This is a genomic window from Mycolicibacterium confluentis (assembly GCF_010729895.1).
In the GTDB taxonomy this organism is placed as follows: domain Bacteria; phylum Actinomycetota; class Actinomycetes; order Mycobacteriales; family Mycobacteriaceae; genus Mycobacterium; species Mycobacterium confluentis.
On sequence record NZ_AP022612.1, the window covers coordinates 3890385 to 3914357 of the forward strand.

Genomic DNA, 23973 nt, shown 5'->3' on the forward strand with positions numbered 1-23973 from the left:
CGTCAGGACCCGCCCTTCTTCTTGTTGTAGACATCGAAGCCCACCGCCGCCAGCAGGACCAGCCCCTTGATGACCTGCTGCACGTCGCTGCCGATACCGATCAGAGACATCCCGTTGTTGAGCACCCCGAGGACGAAGCCGCCGATGATCGCGCCGAACACCGTGCCCACGCCGCCGTTGGCCGAGGCGCCGCCGATGAACGCCGCGGCGATGGCCTCCAACTCCATCCCGATGCCGGCCTGGGGGGTCGCGGAGTTGAGTCGCGCCGCGAACAGCAGCCCGGCCAAAGCCGACAGCAGGCCCATGTTGACGAACACCAGGAACGTGACGCGCTTGGTCTTCACACCAGACAGCCGGGCCGCCGCGGAGTTCCCGCCGACCGCGTAGACCTGCCGGCCGAAGACGGTGCTGCGCATGACGAATGCGTAGACCACGAAGGCGACCGCGAGGATGACCCCGACCACGGGCACACCGCGATAGCTCGCGAGCACCAGGGTGAAGGCCCCCAGTGCCGCGACGATGCCCACACACTTCAGCACGAACCAGCCCACCGGCAGGACGTCGAAGGCGTAGCGCATCTGCGTCCGTCGGGCTCGGACCTGCTGCCACACCGCGGCGCACATCACCACGGTCCCCAGGATGACCGTGGGCCAGTGGTACATGCTCGCGTTGCCCAGTTCGGGCAGGAACCCGCTGCTGACCTGCCCAAAGCTGCGGGGGAACGGGGCGATCGACTGTCCCTCCAGCAGATACTGTGTCGCCCCGCGGAACACCAGCATGCCCGCCAGGGTCACGATGAACGAGGGGATGCCGACGTAGGCGATCCAGAACCCCTGCCACGCGCCGATGAGCGCGCCCAGCAGCAGGCAGAGCGTCACCGCGATGGGCCACGACATGTTGTGGTGCACCATCAACACCGCCGACATGGCGCCGACGAAACCGGCGATCGACCCCACCGACAGGTCGATGTGTCCCGAGATGATGACGATGACCATGCCGATCGCCAGGATCAGGATGTAGCCGTTCTGCTGCACGATGTTGGTGACGTTGAGCGGTTTGAGCAGAATGCCACTCGTCCAGACCTGGAACAGGATGACGATGAGGGCCAGCGCGAGGACCATCCCGTACTGCCGAAAGTTGCCGCGAAGCAGCGATTTCAGCCGCTGTCGCGGTGATTCCGGGGCCGAAGGCGCAGGCGTGCTGGACCCTGCGTCCAGTGTCGAACTGGTGGTCATGTGGTCGGTCCCTTCATCATGAAATGCATCAACGTCTCCTGCGCGGCATCCGCGCGGTCCACCTCTCCGGTGACCCGGCCCTCGTTGAGCGTGTAGATCCGGTCGCACAGACCGATCAGCTCGGGCAGTTCGGAGGAGATGACGATCACGGACTTACCCTGCGCCGCAAGGCGGTTGATGATCGTGTAGATCTCGTACTTAGCTCCGACGTCGACACCGCGCGTCGGTTCGTCGAGTATGAGCACGTCGGGGTCGGCGAACACCCACTTGCTCAGCACCACTTTCTGCTGGTTTCCGCCGGACAGACTGCCCGTGGTGGTCCGCACCGATGGCGCCTTGATCTGCATGTCGGTGCGGAAACCCTCGGCGACCAACGTCTCCTCATGCTCGTTGACGACGCCCGTTCTGCTCACCTTCTGCAGCGATGCCAGGGTCACGCTCCTGGCGATGTCGTCCATCAGGTTGAGCCCGTAGTGCTTGCGGTCCTCGGTGACGTAGGCAAGGCCGTGGCCGATGGCCTCCGGGACCGTGCGGGTACGAATCTGTTTGCCGTCCTTGACGACTCGCCCTGCCGTCTTCCGTCCGTAGCTGCGCCCGAACACGCTCATCGCGAGTTCGGTGCGGCCGGCTCCCATCAGCCCCGCCAGACCCACGACCTCGCCACGCCGGACGTTGATGGAGACCGAGTCGACGACCTTGCGTTGCGGGTCCAGGGGGTGGTGCACGGTCCAGCCCTCGATCGCCAAGGTGACCTCACCGATCGGATGACCTGACCGCGCCGGAAAACGATCGACCATGTCGCGGCCCACCATGCCGCGGATGACGTGCTCCTCGGTGAGCCCGGACTCGACCGCGTGAGTCTCGATGGTCTGGCCGTCGCGCAGGATGGTCACGGTGTCGGCAACCCGCATCACCTCGTTGAGTTTGTGGGAGATGATGATGCAGGTCAGCCCCTCACCGGTGAGTTCGACCATGAGGTCGAGCAGATGGGCACTGTCGGCGTCGTTGAGCGCCGCCGTGGGTTCGTCGAGGATGAGCAGTTTGACCTTCTTGGACAACGCCTTGGCGATCTCCACGAGTTGCTGCTTACCGACACCGATGTCGCTGATCCGGGTCTGCGGGCTCTCGCGCAGTCCCACTCGGTCGAGCAGTCGTTGCGCGTCTGTCATGGTCTCGTGCCAGTTGATGATGCCCGAGGAGGCGTGCTCGTTGCCGAGGAAGATGTTCTCGGCGATGGACAGCACCGACACCAGCGCGAGTTCCTGGTGGATGATGCCGATGCCGCGGCGCTCGCTGGACCGGATGTCCTTGAACTCGCCCGGCATTCCGTCGAACGTGATCTCGCCCTGGTAGCTCCCGTGCGGATAGACCCCGCTGAGGACTTTCATCAGCGTCGACTTGCCGGCACCGTTCTCACCGCAGATGGCGTGGATCTCGCCCGCGCGCACCGTGAGGTTGACATCGCTCAGCGCCGTGACGTTGCCGAAACGCTTGGTGATGCCGCGCATCTGGAGCAGCGGCGCCCCCGCCGTCCCACGGGTGTCGGTCACGCGAGCTGCGCCGGTGTGTAGTAGCCCGAGTCGATCAGGACCTGCTGGTAGTTCGTCCGGTCGACGCTCACTGGGTCGAGCAGGAAGGCGGGCACCACCTTGACGCCATTGTCGTAGGTCTTGGTGTCGTTGACCTCGGGCGTGCCTCCGGTGAGCAGCGAATCCGTCATCTGCACTGCGGCTTTCGCCAACTCGCGGGTGTCCTTGAACACGGTCTGGGTCTGCTCGCCGGCGACGATGGACTTGACCGATGCCAGCTCTGCGTCCTGGCCCGTCACGATCGGCAGCGGGTTGTTCGGCGTTCCGTATCCCGAACTCTTCAGGGCCGAGATGATGCCCAGGGACAGGCCGTCGTACGGCGACAGGACCGCGTCCACGCGACCGCTGGTGTAGGCGCGGCTCAGCAGGTTGTCCATTCGGGACTGCGCGAGCCCGCCGTCCCAGCGGAGCGTGGCCACCTGGCCGAACGAGGTCTGACCGCTCTTGACGACGAGTCTGCCGCTGTCCAGGTAGGGCTGCAGCACGCTCATCGCGCCGTTGAAGAAGAACGTCGCGTTGTTGTCGTCGGGTGACCCGGCAAACAGTTCGATGTTGAAGGGGCCGGCGCCGTCCTTCACGCCGAGTGAGTCCACGATGTAGGACGCCTGAAGCACCCCGACTCCGAAGTTGTCGAATGTTGCGTAGTAGTCGACGTTTTCGGTGCCGCGAATCAACCGGTCATAGGAGACCACGGGGATTCCCGCGTCCGCTGCACGCTGCAGTGTGTCGGTCAGCGACGAGCTGTCGATCGGGGCGATCACCAAGGCCTTCACCCCCTTGGTGATCATGTTCTCGATCTGTGAGACCTGGTTCTGCACAACGTCATCGCCGTACTGCAGATCGGTTTCGTAGCCGAGGTCGGCAAACTGTTGGGCGATGTTGGCGCCATCGGCGACCCAACGCTCCGACGACTTCGTCGGCATCGCGATGCCGACGGTGCCCGAGCGGTCTCCCCCTGGGTTCACCGCCTCGGTCTGAGCTTGGCGACCGCAGCCAACGGCGGTCACCGCGGCCACCACGGCAAGGGTGCCCACGATTCGAACAATGCTCTTTCGCATTCAAATCCTCCGGTTGCTTCACCGCGCACAGCGACGCAGACATCTAGCCCCAACGAAATGTGAGCGCTAACATTCCCGATTTTGTGATGCGTCTCACGCTTTGTCAAGGGCCGAGTTTGACCCACCCGCGATGCGGTCCACCCGTTGACACATCTCGAATGTGAGCGTTAACATCTGCCTGGGTGTTACGCCCGTCACACCGTCTTCGCACCTCGCACCCGCCGACAGCACCGCGTCAGCACCGCGCTGACCTCGGCAGAAACCAACTTGAAGGAGTCACTGTGAAGAGATCTCGCTCTGCGATCATCGGGATCGCCGCGGTGGTCGCCTTGGCCGGCTGCGGCAGCGGCCCCGCCCCCGCCGGCGAGCCCGGCGGCCACGGCGGTCAACTGACGATGGGGTTCTCCCAAGTCGGCGCCGAGAGCGGCTGGCGAACCGCCAACACCCAGTCCATTCAGGACGCGGCCAAGGCCGCCGACGTCAACCTGAAGTTCTCCGACGCGGGCGGCAAGCAGGAGAACCAGATCGCGGCCATCCGTTCCTTCGTGCAACAGCGCGTCGACGTGATCGCGTTCAGCCCGGTCGTTCGCACCGGGTGGGACGCGGTGCTGCTGGAGGCGAAGAACGCGGGCATTCCGGTCATCCTCACCGATCGCGCCGTCGACACCGAGGAGACCGACGTCTATCGGACGTTCGTCGGCGCGGACTTCGTCGCGGAGGGCAGGCGCGCCGGTGACTGGGTGGTGCAGCGACACGCCTCGGCACCCGGGCCCGTCAACATCGTTCAGTTGGAGGGCACCACGGGTGCTGACCCGGCCATCGAGCGCAACACCGGATTCGCGGAGGCGATCGCCGCCAACCCCGATCTGAAGATCATCGCCTCGCAGAGCGGCGATTTCACCCGCTCGGGCGGCAAACAGGTGATGGAGGCATTCCTCAAGGCCCACCCGAAGATCGACCTGGTGTTCGCCCAGAACGACGACATGGGCCTCGGAGCGATGGAGGCCATTGAGGCCGCGGGCCTCAAGCCTGGGAAGGACATCGAGATCGTCGCGATCGACGCCACCCACGACGGCATGGCGGCCCTGGCTGCAGGCAAGTTCAACTACATCGTCGAGTGCAACCCGCTGATCGGACCGCAGCTGATGGAACTGGCCGCGGACGTGGTCGCGGGCAAGCCGATCCCGGCGCGGGTGGTCATCCCGGACGAGGCCTTCGACTCCCAGCAGGCCGCTGCCGCATTGCCGGACCGCAAGTACTGATGACTGCGGTGGTCTCGGCACCCGGTGTCACACCGACAGTGCAGATGCGGGACGTCACTGTCGAGTTCGGCGGCGTCAAGGCGCTCGACGGGGTCGACTTCCGGCTGTTGCCCGGTGAGATCCACGCGCTGATGGGCGAGAACGGCGCCGGAAAGTCGACGCTGATCAAAGCTCTCACCGGCGTCTACGACATCACGTCCGGCAGCGTCGCGGTCGGCGGTGTCGAACAGCACTTCACCGGGCCTCGACAGGCGCAGCAGGCCGGCGTCAGCACCGTCTACCAGGAGGTGAACCTGTGCCCCAATCTGACTGTGGCAGAGAACATCCTGCTGGGCCGTGAACCACGTCGCCGCGGCCGCATCGACCACCGCGCGATGAATCACCGGGCCGCGGATCTGCTTGCCGAGCTCGACCTGACCATCGACCCCAGGTCCACCCTGGGAGCTCACCCGATCGCCCTGCAGCAACTCGTGGCGATCGCGCGGGCGACGGCGGTCTCGGCGCGGGTGCTGATCCTCGACGAACCAACCTCCAGCCTGGACGCCGACGAGGTGACCGAACTGTTCCGCGTCATGCGGCGGTTGCGCGACGACGGCGTGGCTATTCTGTTCGTCTCCCACTTCCTGGACCAGGTCTACGAGATCTCTGACCGAATGACCGTGCTGCGCAACGGCTGTCTGGTCGGCGAATATGAAAGCGCCGAGTTGGACCGAACGCAGCTGGTGGCGGCCATGCTCGGACACGAACTCGCTGTGTTGGAGGAGATCGGAGGGTACGCCGCGGCCGAGCACGGCCACAGCGGCCAGACGGTACTGGCCGCGCGCGGGGTCGGCCGCGCCCCCGGTGTGCACCCCATCGACCTCGATCTCCATCGCGGCGAGGTCGTCGGCCTGGCCGGTCTGTTGGGATCCGGCCGAACTGAGGTGGCGCGACTCCTGTTCGGCGCCGACCGCGCCACCACCGGAGAGATCCGCATCGACGGAGCCCCTGTCACACTGCGCTCCCCGCGCTCCGCCATCGCGCGCGGCGTCGCGTTCTGCTCGGAGGACCGCAGGGGCGAGGGCATCATCGGTGAGTTGACGGTCCGCGACAACCTGGTGCTGGCCGCGCAGGCTCGGCGGGGATTCGCCCGTCCCCTGCCCCAGAAGACCAAGGACGCTCTGGTGACGCACTGGCTGGAGCGTCTCGACATCCGGCCCCGGGACCCCGATGCGCTGGTGAAGAACCTCAGCGGCGGCAACCAGCAGAAGGTCCTGCTCGCGCGTTGGCTGATCACGACACCCCAGGTGCTCATCCTCGACGAACCCACCCGGGGTGTCGACGTCGGCGCCAAGGCGCAGATCCAGAGGCTCGTTGCCGAGTTGGCCGCCGACGGTATGGCGGTGGTGTTCATCTCCGCAGAACTCGAGGAGGTGGTGCGGATCAGCGACCGCATTATCGTCCTTCGCGAGGGTCGCTGCATCGCGCGGACCGGCGCCGACACCACCGTCGGCGAGCTCACCGCACTCATCGCCGGGGGTGGCCGGTGACGACGCTGCGGGAAACCCGGACCCGACTGACCGCGTCACCGCTGGTGTGGCCGGCCCTGGCGCTGATGGCGCTGCTCATCCTCAATGTCATGCTGACGCCGAGCTTTCTGAGCATTCGGGTGCAGGACGGTCACCTGTTCGGGAGCCTGATCGACATCCTGCGCAACGGCGCCCCGACCATGCTGGTCGCGCTCGGCATGACGCTGGTGATCGCGTGCCGCGGGATCGACCTCTCCGTGGGCGCGGTGGTCGCCATCAGCGGCGCCCTGGCCTGTGCGCACATCGCCTCGGCCGCGGACCCGGCCAGCGCGAGCACCGCCATCACCGCTGTGGGCATCGCCCTCGGAGTCGCGGTCGCACTCGGTTGGTGGAACGGACTGCTGGTCTCGGTGTGCGGAGTTCAACCGATCATCGCGACCCTGGTGCTGATGACGGCCGGTCGCGGCATCGCACTGCTGATCACCGACGGACAGATCGTCACAGTGACCAACGCGCCATTCAGGCTTCTGGGCGCCGGATACCTGTGGGGACTGCCGGTGGCGATCCTGGTGAGCCTGTCGATGTTCGCGCTCGTCGGCGTGCTCACCAGGCGCACCGCACTGGGCATGCTGCTCGAGTCGGTCGGCATCAATCCCGAAGCCAGCAGACTGGCCGGGGTTCGGCACCGCACCATCGTCTTCGCGGTGTACGTCTTCTGCGCACTGTGCGCAGGTGTCGCGGGGCTGATGATCGCGTCGAACATCTCCGCGGCCGACGCCAACAACGCCGGACTGTGGATCGAGATGGATGCGATTCTGGCCGTCGTGATCGGCGGAACATCGCTCGCCGGTGGGCGATTCAGCCTGACCGGCACCATTCTCGGGGCATTGATCATCCAGACCCTGACCACCACGGTGTACACCGCGGGCATCACTCCGGAGGCGACACTGGTGTTCAAGTCGCTGGTCGTGATCGCGGTGTGCCTGCTGCAGGCACCGAAGTTCCGGGCCCTGCTGTCGCGAAAGGCACCCGCATGGGCACACTGACCGCGGTGAGACCCCGCAAGGTCACCACCGAGATTCGCCGGCGCGTCCACGGCAGGCACCTGTCCCCGCTGGCCTCCCTGGCCCTGTTCACGGCGCTGTTCACCGCCGTGATCACAGGCTACGACTTCGCCAGTCCCACCCAGGTCTTCCTGAACCTGCTCGTGGACAACGCCCACCTGATCGTCCTGGCCGTGGGTATGACGTTTGTGATCCTCACCGGCGGAATCGATCTCAGCGTGGGAGCAGTGGTTGCGCTGTCCACCGTCGTCCTCGCGGCCACCCTGCAGGCAGGGTGGCCGACACCCGCCGCTGTCGGGGCCGTGCTGCTGATCGGGCCCCTGCTCGGACTGCTCATGGGTGTGGTGATCGAGCACCTCGATGTTCAACCGTTCATCGTGACTCTGGCGGGAATGTTTTTGGCCCGCGGTCTGTGCTACGTGATCAGTGTCGACACAATGCCGATCAAGGATCCGCTGCTCCGGCAGTTCGGACTCGACTACGTGTACCTCTACGAGGACAAGTTCATCCGCTGGTCGGTGGTGGTCGCGATCCTTGTCGTGGCCATCGCGGGATGGGTTCTGCATCAGACCCGGTTCGGCAGAACCGTGTACGCCGTCGGAGGCAACCGGCAGTCGGCACAGTTGATGGGCCTGTCCGCGTCCCGCGCGACAGTGTCGGCGTATGCGATCAGCGGCCTGTGTGCCGCTCTGGCCGGACTTCTGCTCGGCGCGCAGAAACTCTCCGGCTACAGTCTCAACGGCGTCGGCTTGGAACTCGACGCGATCGCGGCCGCGGTGATCGGCGGGGTACTGCTCTCCGGCGGTGTGGGTTTCGTGCTGGGATCAGTCATCGGGGTGCTGGTGCTGGGCACCATTCAGACGTTCGTGACCGCGGCCAACCTCGACTCCTATTGGACCCGGATCATGACCGGCGTCCTACTGCTTGTGTTTGTTCTCGTTCAGCGACTAGTGGTGAGGAAGACAGGCTCATGAAAGACCTTCCCGGACAATCGATCACACCGAAACCGGTGATGGCTGATGTCGCGCGCCTGGCGGGGGTCAGTCACCAGACGGTCTCCCGGGTCATCAACGGCTCGCCCAGCATCCGGCCCACCACCAAAGCACGCGTCGAGCAGGCGATCGCCGAACTGGGCTACCGCCCCAACACCGCGGCGCGGGCTCTGGTGACCAGACGCTCCGGCATCATCGGCATCGTCGGCACCAACGGCGCACTGTACGGACCCTCGAGCATTCAGCGTTCGGTCGAGGAGGCCGCACGGGCTGCCGGCTACTTCACCAGCATGGTGCCGTTGGCGGAGGTCACCCGCGAGGCGCTTCGCGACGCGCTCGAGCACCTCGCTCGCCAGTCGGTGGAAGCCATCGTGATGATCGCGGCCCAGGACGACGCGCTCGCCGTGGCCCGGTCCGCCGAGGCCGGGATGCCGATGATCGTCGTCGAGGGCGACCTGTCGGGAAGCGGACTCAGCGTCGGTGTCGACCAGATCGCCGGCGCCCGGCAGGCCACCGAACACCTCATCGACCTCGGCCACCGTGAGATCGTCCACATCGCGGGTCCGACGACCTGGACGGAGGCCAAGGGCCGCCGGATCGGATACGAGGAGGCGATGCGCGCGGCCGGGCTGACCCCACGTGTCCTCGCCGAGGGTGACTGGACACCGGCCTGCGGCTATCAGATCGGGCGCGAACTGGCGCGGGAGGGCGGGGAGGGCCGAAAGGGCTGCGCCACGGCGGCGTTCGTCGCCAACGACCAGATGGCGATCGGCGTGCTGCACGCCCTCGTCGAAGCCGGCCGCTCCGTGCCCGGCGACGTGAGCGTCGTCGGGTTCGACGACATTCCCGAGGCCGCCTACCTGAATCCGGCCCTGACCACCATCCGGCAGGACTTCAAGGCGGTCGGTCAGCGCGCGATCGAACTGGTGATCGCGACGCTGGAGGGGACGCCGGCCAGCGTCGCGCTGCTGCCCCCCGAACTGATCGTCCGCGACAGCACACGACAGCGGGAGGAGTCGGCATGAGTCATGACAAGTACACGGTGGGAGTCGATTTCGGCACCCTGTCTGGACGAGCGGTGGTGATCCGGGTGCGCGACGGGCACCAACTCGCCGTCGCCGAGCATGCCTACCGGCACGGGGTCGTCACCGACACCCTGCCCGGGGACACCGCGCAACTTCCGCCGCAGTGGGCGCTGCAGGTCCCCGCCGACTACGTCGAGGTGTTGCGCACCGCGGTCCCACAGGCCGTCGCCACGGCCGGGATCGACCCGGCCGACGTCATCGGCATCGGCACCGACTTCACGTCCTGCACCATGGTGCCGGTGCGCGGGGACGGCACTCCCCTGTGCGAACTCACCGAGTTCGTCGACCGACCGCACGCGTACGCCAAGCTGTGGCGGCACCATTCGCCCCAGCCACAGGCCGACCGCATCAACGCCGTCGCGGCCCGGCGTGGCGAGTCCTGGCTGCCCCGGTACGGGGGGCTGATCTCCAGCGAATGGGAATTCGCCAAGGCATTGGAGATCCTCGACGAGGATCCTCAGATCTATGACGCCATCGACCATTTCGTGGAGGGCGCCGACTGGATCGTCTGGCAGCTGTGCGGCAGTTACGTCCGCAACGCATGCAGCGCGGGATACAAGGGAATCCGTCAGGATGGCCGGTACCCGACCCGGGAGTTCCTGGCCGAGGTCCGTCCCGGGTTCGCCGACTTCGTCACCGACAAGCTCGACCACCCGATCGGCCAGCTGGGAGATCGCGCTGGAGCTCTGACCGCACAGGCCGCGCAGTGGACGGGCCTGCCGCAGGGCATCGCGGTGGCCGTCGGCAACGTCGACGCGCACGTCACCGTCGCTGCCGCCGACGCGCTGCAGCCGGGACGCCTCGTCGCGATCATGGGCACCTCAACCTGCCACGTACTGAATTCGACCGAGCTGCGCGAGGTGCCCGGCATGTGCGGCGTGGTCGACGGCGGAATCTCCGAGGGCATGTGGGGATACGAGGCGGGCCAGTCCGGGGTCGGCGACATCTTCGGCTGGTTCGTCGACAACTGCGTCCCCGAAAGCCACCACATCGAGGCGCGCCGCCGCGGCCTCTCGGTGCACGAGCACCTGACCGACCTCGCCAGCCGGCAGCGGGTGGGTCAGCACGGTCTGGTGGCCCTGGACTGGCACAGCGGAAACCGGTCGGTGCTCGTCGATCACGAACTCTCCGGCGTGATGATCGGGCAGACGCTGCAGACCACCTGCGTCGACATGTACCGCGCGCTCCTGGAGGCCACGGCGTTCGGCACCCGGATGATCGTGGAGACCTTCGTTGCCAGCGGCGTCGCGGTCGAGGAGTTGGTGGTGGCCGGTGGCCTGCTCAAGAACGCACTGCTCATGCAGATCTACGCCGACGCGGTCGGATTGCCACTGTCCATCGTGCCCTCGACCCAGGCCCCGGCGCTGGGGGCCGCCATCCACGCCGCCACCGCCGCCGGCGCCTTCGGTGACGTGCCCGAGGCGGCCGCGCAGATGGGCGGACGCGTCCGCGACGCCTACACCCCGATCCCCGAGAACGTCGCGGCCTACGACCGCCTCTACCACGAGTACGTCGCGGCCTACGAGTGGTTCGGGCGGGGCAACGACATGATGCGTCGACTCCGGCGTATCGACACCCGAGTTGCCTTGGGAGCCCAGGCATGAGCATCACCTCCGATGTGACCCGCACGATCGCCGACCTGCGCGACGAGGTGTGCGCCCTCCATTCACAGCTCACCCACTACGAGTTGGTGATCTGGACCGCGGGCAACGTGTCAGCCAGGGTTCCCGGACGCGAACTCATGGTGATCAAACCGTCGGGCGCGGACTATGCGTCGCTGACGGCCGAGGACATGGTGGTCTGCGACCTGCACGGCAATCTCGTCGACGGCGCGCTCAACCCGTCGTCGGACACCGCCGCCCATGCCTACGTCTACCGTCACATGCCCGAGGTGGGCGGCGTGGTGCACACACACTCCACGTACGCCACCGCGTGGGCCGCGCGCGGCGAACCGATTCCCTGCGTGCTCACGATGATCGCCGACGAGTTCGGCGGCGAGATCCCGGTGGGACCGTTCGCGCTGATCGGTGACGACTCGATCGGCCGCGGGATCGTCGAAGCCCTGCGCGGCAGCAGATCTCCCGCGGTGCTGATGCGCAACCACGGTCCGTTCACCATCGGGCGCACCGCCCGCGACGCGGTGAAGGCCGCCGTGATGGTCGAGGACGTCGCCCGCACCGTGCACATCAGCCGGCAACTCGGCATCCCACCCTCGCTCGACGCGGCCGACGTCACGGCCCTGTTCGAGCGTTACCAGAACGTGTATGGCCAACCCGGCCACCTCGAGGAGACCCAGGAGAACCCGCGATGATCGCGTCTCGACTCGCCACCAGCCAGGTGTGGCTCATCACCGGCAGCCAATCGATGTACGGCCAGGACATCCTGGACCAGGTGGCCGATCAGTCCCGTCAGATCGCCGACCGCCTCGATGCCGCCGCCGAGATCCCGGCGACCGTGCGCTGTCTCCCGGTCGTGACCGACCCCGACCAGATCGCGCGGGTGTTCGCCGAGGCCGACGCCGCACCGGAGTGCGTCGGTGTGATCACCTGGATGCACACGTTCTCCCCGGCCAAGATGTGGATCCGGGGCCTGAAGACACTGCGTAAACCGCTGCTGCACCTGCACACCCAGTTCGGTGTCGAACTGCCCTGGCACAGCATCGATATGGACTTCATGAACCTCAACCAGGCCGCGCACGGGGACCGCGAGTTCGGCTACATCCAGTCGCGGCTGTCCACCGCGCGCAAGACGGTCGCCGGCCATGTCAGCGACCCGCACACCCGCGCACGCATCGGGTCGTGGGTGCGCGCCGCACTGGGCGCCGCCGAACTGTCGACGCTGCGGGTGGTTCGGTTCGGCGACAACATGCGCGGGGTCGCCGTCACCGAGGGTGACAAGGTGGAGGCGCAGGCACACTTCGGCGTTTCGATCGACAGCTTCGGCGTCAACGATCTGGTGGACGTGGTGCGGGCCGTACCGCAGGCCGACGTGGACAAGTTGGTGACGGAGTATGAGCACACCTATCGTGTCGCCTCCGAACTGCTCCCCGGCGGCGACCGGCACTCGTCGTTGCGTGACGGTGCCCAGATCGAACTGGGACTGCGAAAGTTCCTCGTCGACGGCGGATTCCACGCCTTCACCACCAACTTCGAGGATCTCGGCGGGTTGCGTCAGCTGCCGGGGTTGGCCGTACAGCGATTGATGGCCGACGGGTACGGGTTCGGCGGCGAGGGCGACTGGAAGACCGCGATGATGCTGCGCACCGTCAAGGTGATGGCCGAGGGACTCCCCGGTGGCACGTCGTTCATGGAGGACTACACCTACGATCTGACACCCGGTCAGGAGCGCATCCTCGGTGCGCACATGCTCGAGGTCTGCCCCAGCATCGCCGCCGGGACACCGACACTGGAGGTGCACCCCCTGTCGATCGGCGGCCGTGAGGACCCCGTTCGACTGCGGTTCACCGCGGCGCCCGCAGACGCGGTGATCGTCGGCATCTGCGATATGGGCAGCCGATTCCGGCTGGTGGCCAATGAGGTTCGCGTCATCGAACCGACCGCTGAACTGCCGAACCTGCCGGTCGCCTGTGCGGTGTGGGAACCCAGGCCGTCCTGGTGCACCTCCGCTGAGGCGTGGCTGATGTCCGGCGCGCCGCACCACACCGTGCTGACCACGGCGGTGGACACCGAGATGCTCGACGACTTCGCCACGATCACCGACACCGAACTGCTGATCATCGACGACACCACCACGGTGCGAGGCTTCCAGCGGGAACTGAAGTGGAATGACGTGTACCACCACGTCGCCGCCGGACTCTGATCCTCCTCAGGCGTTGCGCAGCGCGGGCAGCACGATGGTGTCGACGATCTCCTCGACATCCAGCCGTCCCTTGACGCCGAACACGCGGCGGCCCATGGCCAGTGACGGCAGGATGTCGGCGACATACCGCAGCTTCTCGGCGGCCGGATTGAGTTCCCCGCGGGCGACCGCGGCCCGGATGGCCCTGCGCGTCGCCGCGATCACCGGGCCGCCGAGGTTCTCCTGCACGGCCTTGGCGAATTCCGGGTCCATGGTCGCGGTGTGCCCGATCGCGAGCATGAACCCGGCCGACCGCTGTTTGGAGTGGTCCACGGCGCGCCCGATCGCGATCAGGTCGGCGCGCAGGTCGCCGTGGTCGATCTCGCCGACGGGGTGCACGGCATACCGGATGGCGGCGAGCACCAGTGCCTTCTTGCCGCCCCACGATCCGTAGAGCGTGGCCTTGCTGGCGTGCACACGTTTGGCCAGCGCTTCCATCGAAAGTCCCTCGTAGCCACCGGCGCTGAGCATGTCCAGCACGGCCTCGAGGATCTCGGCCTCGCGCGTCACCTGGCGAAGGCCTGTTCATAGAGAGGGCTGTCCACGCTGTAGTAGCTGCAGTGGAAGCCGCTGGGCACCCGGAACGGGATCACCGCACTGGCGATCGGACCGGCCGCGATGTCACCCGCGTCGAAGATCACCAGTTCGCTCTCCGTCGCCTCCTTGCGGTGGATGAGTGTCACGGCGTACCCGTCCGCCTCTGAGGTGCTGCCCACGCGCGGCGCGAAGATCAGCTCACCGGCCGCGGTGCCCGCGCCGAAGTGGAAGAGGTCTTCGGCACCGGTGTGAGTGTCCACCCGCAGTGCGGAGTCCATCCCCTCGACCCGGCCGTCGGTCGAGTTGAGGTTGCTGTTGGCGAAGGCATGCCTGCTGCGGTCGGCCATCAACCGGTCATCGGGCCTTGGGAACTGGATATCGCGGTCGTTGATGATCTCCTCACGCCACGGTTCGACACCGGTGGGGTCGATGGTCCAGCGCCGCAGGCTCTGCTGGGTCTCCTTGTGGGAGGCGCGGTTTCCGTGGACATCGGGGAACAGCGCGGTGCCCTCGGCGGCCGCGACGTCGGCGATGATCCTGCCGTCCTGCTCCCAGGCGTTGGCCTCGTGCAGCATGTGCCGCGGGTCGATCTCGATCCAGCGCACGTCGTCGGCGGTGCCGTTGCGCGGCATGATGCCGAGCTTGCTGGGCCGATCCGGGACCCAGGCCGTCATCGGACCGCCGGCCATCGCGCGTTCCAGGCTGAACTCCAGAGGGTTGACCGGGAACACCACCCAGTTCTCGGTGAGCAGGAACGTGTGCATCATCGTCATGTGCGGCACTCCGATGTACTCGGTCTTGGTCGGGGTGCCGTCGGCGTCGATGACGTCGTAGCGGATCACGGCCTCGCCGGCGAGGCCGTGCACGGCGTTGCCGATGTTGACCAACTCACCCGTGCGGTGGTCGACCTTCGGGTGCGCCGAGAACGTCGTGGTGATGAGGTCGCCGTAGGTGTGCTCGCCGACCGTGTCGAGGCTGCGCGGATCGAGCGCGACGGGCGGGGCACCCTCCATGAGCGCCAACAGTTTTCCGCCGTGGATGATGACGTTGGTGTTCGCGGTGTTGTACCGCGTGCCGAGCGATGCGGGGTCGGCGGTCATGGGGTTGCCGAGCACCCCGAACAGGCGGCGCCCCTGCCCCTGCTCCAGCAGGAACTTGTCGGTGCGGACCCACCGGTTGCGCATCGACACCCGACCGTTCTCGATGTAGAACGCGTACACCATGCCGTCGCCGTCGAACCAGTGGTAGTCCTCGTCGGTCGGTGGGTACAGCGGTTCGGCGCCGTTGCGGTAGAAGACCCCGGCCAGGTCCGACGGGATCTGGCCGCGGATCAGCAGATCCGGCGCGTCGACCTCCATCCGGTTGGGCTGGTGGTGTCCGGTCAGAAACGGACTCTCCCGAATCAGGTTGGCGTCCATGCGCTCTCTCCACCGATGTCGAGTGTTCGGCCAGTGTCGAAGGTCTGCCGCAGCCGGGCCACGGTCTGCGCGGGTTCAGCTGTCATTCCTGCCTTTCCGGGCAGGACGACACCTCAGGAACCGGTGCTGCCCTCGCCCGTCAGAATCAATGCGTCGAAAAGCTGTGTCATGGCGTCCAGCGCGTTGGCGTCAACAGAGGCCGCGGCGTGCGCGAAGCCGTCGACCACGGCGCTGATCATTCCTGCCACCAGCAGGGGGTTTGCGTCGGCGGGGATGTGCCCACCCTGCTGTCCGGTCATCACGGCCTCGGCCAGGGAGGCGCGCATGCCCTCGGTCTGCTGGGTGAAGATGTCGGTCAACTCCGCGTGCCGGCGCGCGTCGACGGGCGCGGCGGCCACGAAACCCGCGAGTTCGGGCGACTCGTGGTTGATCCGGATGGCCTCCATCAGGATGGCCCGCAGCAGCTCCGGCACGGTGTGCGCACCAGCCATCGCGGCCCTGCTGCGCGTGACGATGTTGCCGTAGACGTACGTGCAGACGGCCTCGAACAGCTTGCGTTTGGCACCGAAGTGGTAGTACACCGAACCGGCCGTGACTCCAGCCATTTCGGCGATCAGGCTGTTGGTGGCGGCCCCGTAGCCGTGCTGCGCGAAGCAGCGGCAACCCGCCTCGATCACCCGCTGCCGGGTGTCGAAGCTGTCGCTGCCCGCGGGACGACCCGGGCCCGTTCGCGCCACTCTGGTGTCAGCCATGGACCAATCATGGCGCACGGCACCGGCGCGCAGGCGGTCAACCGTCACCGCGGAGGCATCTGTCGAGGTCCTGGTGGAACTGCCTGATCCGAACCTCCTGGTAGTTGGCCAGCGTCACCCCCGGCTTGGTCATGGACCGCAGGCCGCGCTGGATCCTGGGCAGATTGGCCAGGTCCTGGTTGAAGACCGCGCACAGTCCGCCCAGTTCCGGTGCGTCGTTGTAGTCCTCGTCGGGCCCGAGCCAATGCACCGGGGCCGTCTTCGGCTTGGGCACGCCCGGCGGCAGCGGGATCAGCAGCATGATGTCGAAGATGCATCGGTTGGGGTCGTTTCCGTAGGGCCGGAATCGGTAAGTCAACGGCGCCCCGACGCCCGCCCACGGCACCATGTTGGGGAACACGAAGTACTGGATCGCGTCGAGCATCTCGGAGTCACTGGTCGTCGACAGATCCGCCCCGGTGGTCTGCGCCAGGTTCTCCCGCATCGCGGCCGCGACGATCGGGCGCGCCGAGGCCCCCTCGGGGACTTCGAACGCGCCGACCCCCTCGGGAAAGAAGTCCCGGAACATCGCGTCGAGCACATCCTGGGGTTCCAGCGGTTCCAGGTGCGGGCTGCTGGTGGCCTGCGGGGTGATCATCCGGTTGAAGCCCGGCAGGCCGTCGGTCCGGGGATATACGTCGTACTGCGTGTTCGAGTCCCCGAGGTACTCCAGCAGTTGCGGATGGGTCGCGATCACGTGGTAGGACTCCAGGAACGCCTCCATGCCGACTTTCCAGTTGCAGTCGATCACCTTGGCGACGTGCACGGCCTTGAACCGGTCCGCCAGGTTGAACGGCGCGAAGTGCTTGTCGAGGTCGCCCAGATATTTCGCGAGCGGCGGGGCGTCTGCGTCGGGGTTGACGAACACGAACCCCGCCCAGAGTCCGACCTGCGCCTCGGGCAGCGCGAACTTCTGGTCATCGACATGCGGGAAGTCCCACCGGCACGGCACATCGGTGAGCGCACCCTCCAGGCTCCACGTGAATCCATGGAAGGGACAACGCAGTTGGTTGACCCGGCCCTCGTCATCGCACAGTCGGGTGCCGCGGTGCAGACACGCGTTGTGGAAGGCCTTGATCTCCCCCGACGCGCTGCGCACCACGATCAGCGACAGGTCCGCGACGTCGTACACGTGGTAGTCGCCCGGCTCGGGGATGTCCTCCTCCCGGCATGCGAGCTGCCAGGTGCGGTTCCAGACGCGCTTGACCTCGAGCTCGTGGAACTCCTGCGAGAGGTAGCGCTGGATGTCGATGTCCTCGGAGCCGAGGTAGACCGCAGACTCCTCGAGCAGCGGCGCAGGCACCTCGCGGCTGTCCGTCGCCAGCAGGCTCTGCACCGTCGGCCCCGACGACCGGGCTGTCCCCGGTTCGGGCTTCGTGCGATCCGTCGTGTCGGTCACTGGGCTGCTCCCGTCGCCGTCAACTGTTCGAAGTACTGTCCGACCGCCGTCCCGATGAACGCCGAGCCGTTGACCCCCCAACCCCCGTCGACGTACAGCGTCTGGCCGGTGATGTAGCTGGCCTGCGGTGAGGCCAGGAAGGCCACCGCCTGCGCCACGTCGTCGGGGACACCCAAGCGCCCCAAGGGCATCGAGTCGCCGATCGCGGCCTGTAGACCCGGGTCCGCGAACTCGCCTTCGGTGCCGTCGGTGAGCACCAGGCCCGGGCCGACGGCGTTGACGCGAATCCGCCGAGGAGCGAACTCGGCGGCCATCTGCTTGGTCAGGGCCGAGATCGCCGCCTTGGAGGCCGGATAGATGCCGCGGCCCACACCCCCGAGATCGCCGAGCACCGATCCGAGGTTGACGATGGCACCCCCGCCTGCGGCGAACTTCGGCAGCAGGGCCTTGGTCACCAGCCAACTGCCGAGCACGTTGACCCGCAGCACCGCAGTGATGTCGGCCTCGGTGCTCTCGTCGAGGGTCTGGGAGCGCCAGATGCCGGCGTTGTTCACCAGCACGTCGACGGTTTCGACCTCTGCGGCCAGGGCGGCGACGTCAGCGGCGTCGGAGACGTCGCAGGCCACGGCCCGTCCGCCCACCGCGTCGGCGACCTCCTTGGCCGCGGCGAGGTCGATGTCCGCCATGACCACCCGCGCTCCGTCGGCGGCGAGACGCGCTGCGATCGCACGCCCGATTCCCTTTCCGGCACCGGTCACCACGGCTGTCGGCACGTCTTCCTCGCTTCCCCGGTCATCGAGATCGATCACCCTTGTTTATGACTTAGCTCACTATTATATTGGTCCACCAATTAGTCAAGCGCTCGACCGCAGTCCCCTTCGACACCCTCTGGAGACGGTTTTGACCGACATCGCGAACCCCGCCAACGCCTGCCCGGTCAGCTCTTTCGACCCGCTTGACCCGGAGACCATGCAGTGCCCGCACCCCTGGTACCAGTCACTTCGCCGCGATGCGCCCGTGCACTTCGTCGCGAGTCGGGGCATGTGGTTCGTCACCTCGAAGGACCTGGTTGACGAGGCGCTGCTGAATCACGACGTGTTCTCGTCGGCGTTCGGGCTGCCCCAGATGCCGCCGCCGGACTCGGTGGCCGAGGAGGTCGCGGCGATCGCGGCAGAGGGGTGGGAGCACCTGCCGACGCTGCTGACGGCCGACCCGCCCGAACACCACTACTACCGCCGGATGGTGGCGCGCGCGTTCACGCCGCGGTTCGTCGCGCAACGGGAACCCGAGATCCGCCAGATCGTGGCCGACCTGCTGGCCGAGATCCCCGAGGGGCAACCGATCGAGTTCGTGGAGGCGTTCGCGGCACCGCTGCCGCTGCACATCATCGCGGCCGCCCTCGGCGTCTCCGATGACCGCATCGACGACTTCCGGCGTTGGTCGGATCAGTTCGCGCTGACCCTCGGCGCCGAGATCGACGCCGACGGCGCCCTCGAACAGGCTCGCAGCCTGCTGGAGTATCAGCGCTACTTCGTCGCGCAACTCGAGGACCGGCGCACCGACCCGCGCGACGACCTCATCACGGGTCTGGTGCAGGCGTCCAACGCAGGCGACGACGAACCGTTGAGCAACGGTGCGGCGCTGAGCATCATCCAGCAGATCCTGATCGCCGGCAACGAGACCTCGCGCAAGCTGATGACCGGCACGCTGCACCAACTGGCACTCAACCCGACGTGGTGGAACTGGTTCAAGGAGGATCCTGCAGCGCGCTCGGCCGACCTGGTCGAGGAGGCACTGCGCTTCCTGACCCCCGTGCAGTCGATGTTCCGCATCACGAAAGCCGAGGCGACACTGGGCGACTACACGATCCCGCCGGGCTCCATGGTCGTGCTGGCCTTCGGCTCGGCCAACCGCGACGAGGCACAGTTCGCCGACGGTGAGGAGTTCAACCCGGCACGTGAGAATGCCAAGTCGCACTTGGCCTTCGGCTCGGGAATCCACACCTGCCTCGGTGCGTCTCTGGCCCGCCTGCAGGCCAGGATCGCGCTCGAGGAACTCGCCACCCGCTACGCAGGAGTCACCCTGGCCGATGACAACGACTTCGAGTACGAGCCGAGCTTCATGCTGCGCGGACTCAAGCGACTGTCACTGGTGTTCGACGCCACTGGGGGCCACCGGTCTTGACCGCGCACCCGGCGAGCACCCAGATCGCCCAGTGGTCCAGGGGTTATCTGGACCGCCACCCGTTCCTGGCGTTGCGCACCGTCGGCGGTCAATGTGTGCTGGCGGTGCGCACGTTCCAGCACATGACCGTCGACATGGTCCGTGGGCGCTTCCCGTTCACCGAGTTCGTCGAGCAGGCCGTGTTCATGGCCCGCACCGCGGTGGTGCCCACCCTGTTCGTCGCCGTACCGATCAGCGTGACCCTGGCCATCCAATTCAGCCTGCTGGCAGGACAACTCGGCGCCACCTCGCTCGCCGGAGCCGCCAACGGGCTTGCGGTGATCCGGCAGGGCGCCCCCCTGGTCGCGGCGATCCTGATGGCCGCCGCGGTCGGATCGGCCACCAGCGCGGACCTGGGCTCACGCGCCATCCGCGAGGAGACCGACGCCATGGAGGTCATGGGCGTGTCCGTGATCCGGCGACTCGTGGTCCCACGCTTGGCGGCCAGCGTCCTGGTCGCGGTGTGCCTCACCGGCTTCACGTGCTTCATCGGTTTTCTGGCGGGCTACGCGTTCACGGTGATGCTGCAGGGTGGAACGCCCGGCAGTTACACCGCGACGTTCTCGTCCTTCGCGACCGTCGACGACCTCGTCGTCACCCTGGTCAAGGCCGTGGTGTTCGGGGTGATCGTCGCGATCATCTCCTGTTACAAGGGACTGTCCACCCATGGCGGACCGGCCGGTGTCGCCAACTCCGTCAATGCCGCTGTGGTGCAGTCGATCCTGCTTCTGCTGCTGGCCAACGTCCTGATCAGCCAGATGTATCTGGTGCTGTTTCCCAAGGCGGGGTTCTGACGTGGCCGCCACCACCCATCTGCCGCTGGGAGTCCGACCCGTCGTCAACACGGGGCAGTCGGTGCGCGTGCAGATGGACCGGATCGGCCACATGGTGGCGTTCTTCTTCCGCACGCTGGCCGGCATCCCCATCGTTCTGAAGCGCTATCCCCGCGAATTCCTGCGACTGTCCTCCGACATCACCTGGGGCAACGGGTCGATCGTGGTGGGCGGAGGCACCGCCGGGGTGGTGTTGGTGGTGGGCGCCGCGGCCGGGGCCGTGGTCGCGATCGAGGGCTACAACGCGCTGAACCTGCTGGGCCTGGGTCCGGCCACCGGACTGATCACCGCCTTGGCGACCGTGCGTGAACTCGCACCGATGATGGCCGCGCTGGCCTTCGCGATCCAGGCCGGTTGCCGGTTCACCGCCCAGTTGGGCGCCATGCGCATCTCCGAGGAGATCGACGCGCTGGAATCGGTTGCCATCAGGCCCATTCCGTACCTCGTGACCACCCGCGTGCTGGCCTCGGCCCTGGCGGTGATCCCGCTGTTCGTGGTGTGCCTGGCACTCAACTTCCTGGTGTGCGAGTTCGTGGTGTCGATGGCCAGCGGCCAGGCCTCGGGCACCTATCTGCACTACTTCACGCTCATGCTGTCGGGCCGCGACATGTTCTTCGCCGTCATCAAGGTCGGGGTGTTCGTCGCGATCATGTCGACGGTGCAGTGCTACTACGGCTTCTACGCCAGCGGCGGGCCACGCGGGGTGGGCATCGCCGCCGGACGCGCCATGCGCGCCAGCATCACGCTGATGGTGATCGTCAACATGTTCATGACGATGGCGTTCTGGGGCATCGACTCCGGCGGAAGGTTGGGTGGCTGATGCCCAACCGCTTCGAACTCGACGGCCGGGGACCGTCCAACGGCGCGCTGCTGCTGACGTGCCTGGCATTCGCTCTGGTGTGCGCGCTGGCGCTGACCCTGATGGTCGCGAAATCCAATGGTGCACTGGACCGCCAGGTTCGCGTCGTCGCGAGCCTGCCCAGCGTCGGCGACGGACTGCCGCCGAAGTCCGACGTCAAGTTCCGCGGCGTGCTGGTCGGCATGGTCCGCAACGTCACGCCCAGCCTCGACGGCAGCCCCAATATCGTCTCGATCGACCTCGATCCGAACCACGCCCGGGGTATCCCCGCGACCGTCACCGCGCGCATCGTCCCCGGAAACGCCTTCGCGGTCTCGACCGTGCAACTCGTCGAGCACGGCGCTGGGCCCGCGATCGCAGGCGGTGCGGTGATCCAGCAGGACGACAGCCTGCCGACCCAGCTGTTCCAGACGACGCTGGTCAAACTGCGGGAACTCGCGGCAGCCGTCGGCCGACCCGACGGTGACCGCACTCTCGGTCTGCTGCAGACGATCTCGGAGGCGACCTCGGGCAAGGGTGTGCAGTTGACCGCGGCCGCCCAGGGCCTCAACCGGATCGTCACCGAGATGAACGAACTGGAGGCCGAGGAGACCGGGCCACCCACGCTGGAAACCTGGAACTCGGCCATCGCGGCGCTGCAGACCACGGCACCGGAGCTGGTGGACTCCCTGCACGCGGCCGTTGCGCCCATGCGCACGGTCGCAGAACAGCACAACGAACTGGCCAACCTGCTCTCCGGCGCCAACCACACGATGGGCACGCTGCGCACCGCGATGGACAACAACGCCGACCGCCTCGTCGGCATCACCACCAACCTCACGCCTGTCGTCGGCGTGCTGGCCGACCGGTCGGCGAAGTTCCCGGCCGTGGCCGTCGGCGTCAACAACGTCATCAACGGCTTCTTCGACGAACTGTGGACCCGCACAGGCAAAAAGGTCACGTTCACCTTCAAACTCGTTGTCGCGCTGGCGCCGCTGCGGCTCTACACCCGGGCCGACTGCCCCGTGTACGGGGACCTTCTCGGTCCCAGCTGCGACACCGCACCCGAGACCACCCCGATCATCGACACCCGGGGCCTGCCCGACCCCCGCGCCTACGTCCCGCCCCCGGGTACGACGGTGCCCGAACCGGGGTCGGTCGCCGACGAACTGCTGCTCGGTGCCGTCGACACCCCGCCCCCGCCGGAGGTGTTCGCCCCCGCCGAAGCCCCGGGGCCGCCATGACCAGCGCGCATCGAAACCTGGTGTGGCTCGCGCTGTTCGTCGTGGGCTGCCTGGCCCTGACCTGGACCATCTTTGTGACGCTGCGCCGCGACGTGACCGGATCCACGCACACCTACTCGGCGGTGTTCACCGACGCCACGGGTCTGCGCGCGGGTTCCGACGTCCGGATGGCGGGGGTGCGCGTCGGCCGTGTGGACGCCGTGGCACTCGACAACGACATGGCCCGAGTCGAATTCCGGGTCGAAAGCAACCAACCCGTCACCGGCAACACCAAAGCCTCGGTGATCTACCAGAACATCATCGGCCAGCGCTACATCGACCTGTCGCTGGCCGACTTCGGGCAACCCCAGCGGCTGGAGGACGGCGCCCAGATCCCGCTCGAGCACACCGCACCGTCGTTCGACGTGACCAACCTGCTCAACGGATTCGAGCCGATGTTCACCCTGCTGGACCCCGACAACCGCGGGAACCTGTCGACCGCGCTGATCAATGCGCTGCAGGGCGACTCGCAGTCCCTGGTGGTGCTGATCGGTGAGACCTCCCGGCTGGCACGGTCACTGGCCGGACCCGACGAGGTGCTTGGTCAGGTCATCGACAGCCTCAACGCGGTGACCGCCAACCTCGCGTCCCGCGGCACGCAGTTGCAGGGCACCCTGGTGCACCTGCGGGCGGTGGTGGCCGACCTGAACTCGCACCGCGACGAACTGGTCACCTCGACCGGGTCGATCTCCCACGTGGTGGGCCGACTCTCGGCGATCTCCTCGGCCGCCCGCCCCGAACTGCAGGACATGCTGCACCGCCAACCGGGCATGTTGTCGACGATGGTCGCCAAGCGCGACGAGTGGGCGACCGCGGGCGCCAACCTGCCCGCGATCCTCAAGGGCGTCGCGCGCATCACCGGCGACTCGACGGCCATGAGCGCCATGCCGTGCGACTTCAACTTCACGCTCTTCAACTTCCTCAAACCCATCATCCCGACGATCGCCGACGCGGCCACCCCCGGTGGTCAGCGCAAGTACTCGGCGAAGTGCAGGTGATC

At 67.1% G+C, this 23973-nt stretch carries 21 protein-coding genes; 13 read left to right on the forward strand and 8 right to left on the reverse strand.

What is annotated here, in order from left to right:
- Positions 1–2: 2 nt before the first annotated feature.
- From mmsB to chvE, 3 genes are read right to left on the reverse strand one after another with little or no spacing between them, the layout of a single operon-like run.
- On the reverse strand, positions 3–1235 hold the full coding sequence (mmsB, locus tag G6N34_RS18330; RefSeq protein ID WP_085149401.1) for a multiple monosaccharide ABC transporter permease: 1233 nt from the start codon (positions 1233–1235) through the stop codon (positions 3–5).
- Positions 1232–2785 (reverse strand): multiple monosaccharide ABC transporter ATP-binding protein, encoded by a 1554-nt coding sequence (mmsA, locus tag G6N34_RS18335; protein WP_456320147.1) that lies wholly within the window; start codon positions 2783–2785, stop codon positions 1232–1234. The genes mmsB and mmsA overlap by 4 nt, the downstream gene beginning before the upstream one ends.
- Positions 2782–3882 (reverse strand): multiple monosaccharide ABC transporter substrate-binding protein, encoded by a 1101-nt coding sequence (gene chvE, locus G6N34_RS18340; RefSeq protein ID WP_085149404.1) that lies wholly within the window; start codon positions 3880–3882, stop codon positions 2782–2784. The genes mmsA and chvE overlap by 4 nt, the downstream gene beginning before the upstream one ends.
- Before the next feature lie 281 nt (positions 3883–4163).
- Here chvE and G6N34_RS18345 point away from each other — a divergent pair, with 281 nt between their 5' ends.
- Genes G6N34_RS18345 through araA form a run of 8 tightly spaced genes read left to right on the forward strand, consistent with a single transcriptional unit; the run spans position 4164 to position 13612 of the window.
- Positions 4164–5144, forward strand: a complete 981-nt coding sequence (locus G6N34_RS18345) for an ABC transporter substrate-binding protein (RefSeq protein ID WP_085149407.1) — start codon at positions 4164–4166, stop codon at positions 5142–5144.
- Positions 5144–6673 (forward strand): sugar ABC transporter ATP-binding protein, encoded by a 1530-nt coding sequence (locus tag G6N34_RS18350; protein WP_085149409.1) that lies wholly within the window; start codon positions 5144–5146, stop codon positions 6671–6673. The genes G6N34_RS18345 and G6N34_RS18350 overlap by 1 nt, the downstream gene beginning before the upstream one ends.
- On the forward strand, positions 6670–7698 hold the full coding sequence (locus G6N34_RS18355) for an ABC transporter permease (RefSeq protein ID WP_234812746.1): 1029 nt from the start codon (positions 6670–6672) through the stop codon (positions 7696–7698). The genes G6N34_RS18350 and G6N34_RS18355 overlap by 4 nt, the downstream gene beginning before the upstream one ends.
- Before the next feature lie 5 nt (positions 7699–7703).
- Positions 7704–8690, forward strand: a complete 987-nt coding sequence (locus G6N34_RS18360) for an ABC transporter permease subunit (protein WP_234812747.1) — start codon at positions 7704–7706, stop codon at positions 8688–8690.
- Complete coding sequence (locus G6N34_RS18365) at positions 8687–9733, forward strand: LacI family DNA-binding transcriptional regulator (RefSeq protein ID WP_234812748.1); 1047 nt, start codon at positions 8687–8689, stop codon at positions 9731–9733. The genes G6N34_RS18360 and G6N34_RS18365 overlap by 4 nt, the downstream gene beginning before the upstream one ends.
- Positions 9730–11397: a ribulokinase gene (gene araB / locus G6N34_RS18370; protein WP_085149413.1), complete on the forward strand. Its 1668-nt coding sequence runs from the start codon at positions 9730–9732 to the stop codon at positions 11395–11397. Before G6N34_RS18365 ends, araB begins: the two co-directional genes overlap by 4 nt.
- Positions 11394–12104, forward strand: a complete 711-nt coding sequence (locus G6N34_RS18375; RefSeq protein ID WP_085149415.1) for an L-ribulose-5-phosphate 4-epimerase — start codon at positions 11394–11396, stop codon at positions 12102–12104. The genes araB and G6N34_RS18375 overlap by 4 nt, the downstream gene beginning before the upstream one ends.
- Positions 12101–13612, forward strand: coding sequence for an L-arabinose isomerase (gene araA / locus G6N34_RS18380; protein ID WP_085149417.1), 1512 nt, complete (start codon positions 12101–12103; stop codon positions 13610–13612). The genes G6N34_RS18375 and araA overlap by 4 nt, the downstream gene beginning before the upstream one ends.
- Before the next feature lie 6 nt (positions 13613–13618).
- On the opposite strand, the gene G6N34_RS18385 is transcribed toward araA, so the two are convergent.
- The 5 genes from G6N34_RS18385 to G6N34_RS18405 all read right to left on the reverse strand — a co-directional run bounded on the left by G6N34_RS18385 (position 13619) and on the right by G6N34_RS18405 (position 18569).
- Entirely contained in the window at positions 13619–14161 is a 543-nt protein-coding gene (locus G6N34_RS18385) for a TetR/AcrR family transcriptional regulator (RefSeq protein WP_085149419.1), read from the reverse strand.
- Complete coding sequence (locus G6N34_RS18390; RefSeq protein WP_085149421.1) at positions 14158–15606, reverse strand: carotenoid oxygenase family protein; 1449 nt, start codon at positions 15604–15606, stop codon at positions 14158–14160. The genes G6N34_RS18385 and G6N34_RS18390 overlap by 4 nt, the downstream gene beginning before the upstream one ends.
- A 113-nt stretch (positions 15607–15719) precedes the next feature.
- Entirely contained in the window at positions 15720–16358 is a 639-nt protein-coding gene (locus G6N34_RS18395) for a TetR/AcrR family transcriptional regulator (RefSeq protein WP_085150050.1), read from the reverse strand.
- A 37-nt stretch (positions 16359–16395) separates the two neighbouring features.
- Positions 16396–17796 carry an aromatic ring-hydroxylating oxygenase subunit alpha gene (locus tag G6N34_RS18400; protein WP_085149423.1) on the reverse strand — a complete coding sequence of 467 codons (1401 nt, stop codon included), beginning with the start codon at positions 17794–17796 and terminating at the stop codon, positions 16396–16398.
- Complete coding sequence (locus G6N34_RS18405; RefSeq protein ID WP_085150053.1) at positions 17793–18569, reverse strand: SDR family NAD(P)-dependent oxidoreductase; 777 nt, start codon at positions 18567–18569, stop codon at positions 17793–17795. The genes G6N34_RS18400 and G6N34_RS18405 overlap by 4 nt, the downstream gene beginning before the upstream one ends.
- 127 nt (positions 18570–18696) lie before the next feature.
- Here G6N34_RS18405 and G6N34_RS18410 point away from each other — a divergent pair, with 127 nt between their 5' ends.
- From G6N34_RS18410 to G6N34_RS18430, 5 genes are read left to right on the forward strand one after another with little or no spacing between them, the layout of a single operon-like run.
- Complete coding sequence (locus G6N34_RS18410) at positions 18697–19980, forward strand: cytochrome P450 (protein ID WP_085149426.1); 1284 nt, start codon at positions 18697–18699, stop codon at positions 19978–19980.
- On the forward strand, positions 19977–20813 hold the full coding sequence (locus G6N34_RS18415) for an MlaE family ABC transporter permease (RefSeq protein ID WP_085149429.1): 837 nt from the start codon (positions 19977–19979) through the stop codon (positions 20811–20813). The genes G6N34_RS18410 and G6N34_RS18415 overlap by 4 nt, the downstream gene beginning before the upstream one ends.
- Before the next feature lies 1 nt (position 20814).
- Positions 20815–21672: an ABC transporter permease gene (locus tag G6N34_RS18420; protein WP_085149432.1), complete on the forward strand. Its 858-nt coding sequence runs from the start codon at positions 20815–20817 to the stop codon at positions 21670–21672.
- Positions 21672–22934 (forward strand): MlaD family protein, encoded by a 1263-nt coding sequence (locus G6N34_RS18425; protein WP_085149435.1) that lies wholly within the window; start codon positions 21672–21674, stop codon positions 22932–22934. The genes G6N34_RS18420 and G6N34_RS18425 overlap by 1 nt, the downstream gene beginning before the upstream one ends.
- A complete protein-coding gene (locus G6N34_RS18430; RefSeq protein ID WP_085149438.1) occupies positions 22931–23971 on the forward strand; it encodes an MlaD family protein in 1041 nt (346 codons plus the stop codon). Before G6N34_RS18425 ends, G6N34_RS18430 begins: the two co-directional genes overlap by 4 nt.
- Positions 23972–23973 lie beyond the last annotated feature (2 nt).

Excerpts from the sequence above, each read along its gene's own strand:
- G6N34_RS18430 (WP_085149438.1), top strand. The coding sequence starts at position 22,931 with ATGACCAGCGCGCATCGAAACCTGGTGTGGCTCGCGCTGTTCGTCGTG.
- G6N34_RS18395 (WP_085150050.1), bottom strand. The coding sequence starts at position 16,358 with ATGGCTGACACCAGAGTGGCGCGAACGGGCCCGGGTCGTCCCGCGGGC.
- chvE (WP_085149404.1), bottom strand. The coding sequence starts at position 3,882 with ATGCGAAAGAGCATTGTTCGAATCGTGGGCACCCTTGCCGTGGTGGCC.
- G6N34_RS18390 (WP_085149421.1), bottom strand. The coding sequence starts at position 15,606 with ATGGACGCCAACCTGATTCGGGAGAGTCCGTTTCTGACCGGACACCAC.
- araB (WP_085149413.1), top strand. The coding sequence starts at position 9,730 with ATGAGTCATGACAAGTACACGGTGGGAGTCGATTTCGGCACCCTGTCT.
- araA (WP_085149417.1), top strand. The coding sequence starts at position 12,101 with ATGATCGCGTCTCGACTCGCCACCAGCCAGGTGTGGCTCATCACCGGC.
- G6N34_RS18365 (WP_234812748.1), top strand. The coding sequence starts at position 8,687 with ATGAAAGACCTTCCCGGACAATCGATCACACCGAAACCGGTGATGGCT.
- mmsB (WP_085149401.1), bottom strand. The coding sequence starts at position 1,235 with ATGACCACCAGTTCGACACTGGACGCAGGGTCCAGCACGCCTGCGCCT.
- G6N34_RS18350 (WP_085149409.1), top strand. The coding sequence starts at position 5,144 with ATGACTGCGGTGGTCTCGGCACCCGGTGTCACACCGACAGTGCAGATG.
- G6N34_RS18425 (WP_085149435.1), top strand. The coding sequence starts at position 21,672 with ATGCCCAACCGCTTCGAACTCGACGGCCGGGGACCGTCCAACGGCGCG.
- G6N34_RS18375 (WP_085149415.1), top strand. The coding sequence starts at position 11,394 with ATGAGCATCACCTCCGATGTGACCCGCACGATCGCCGACCTGCGCGAC.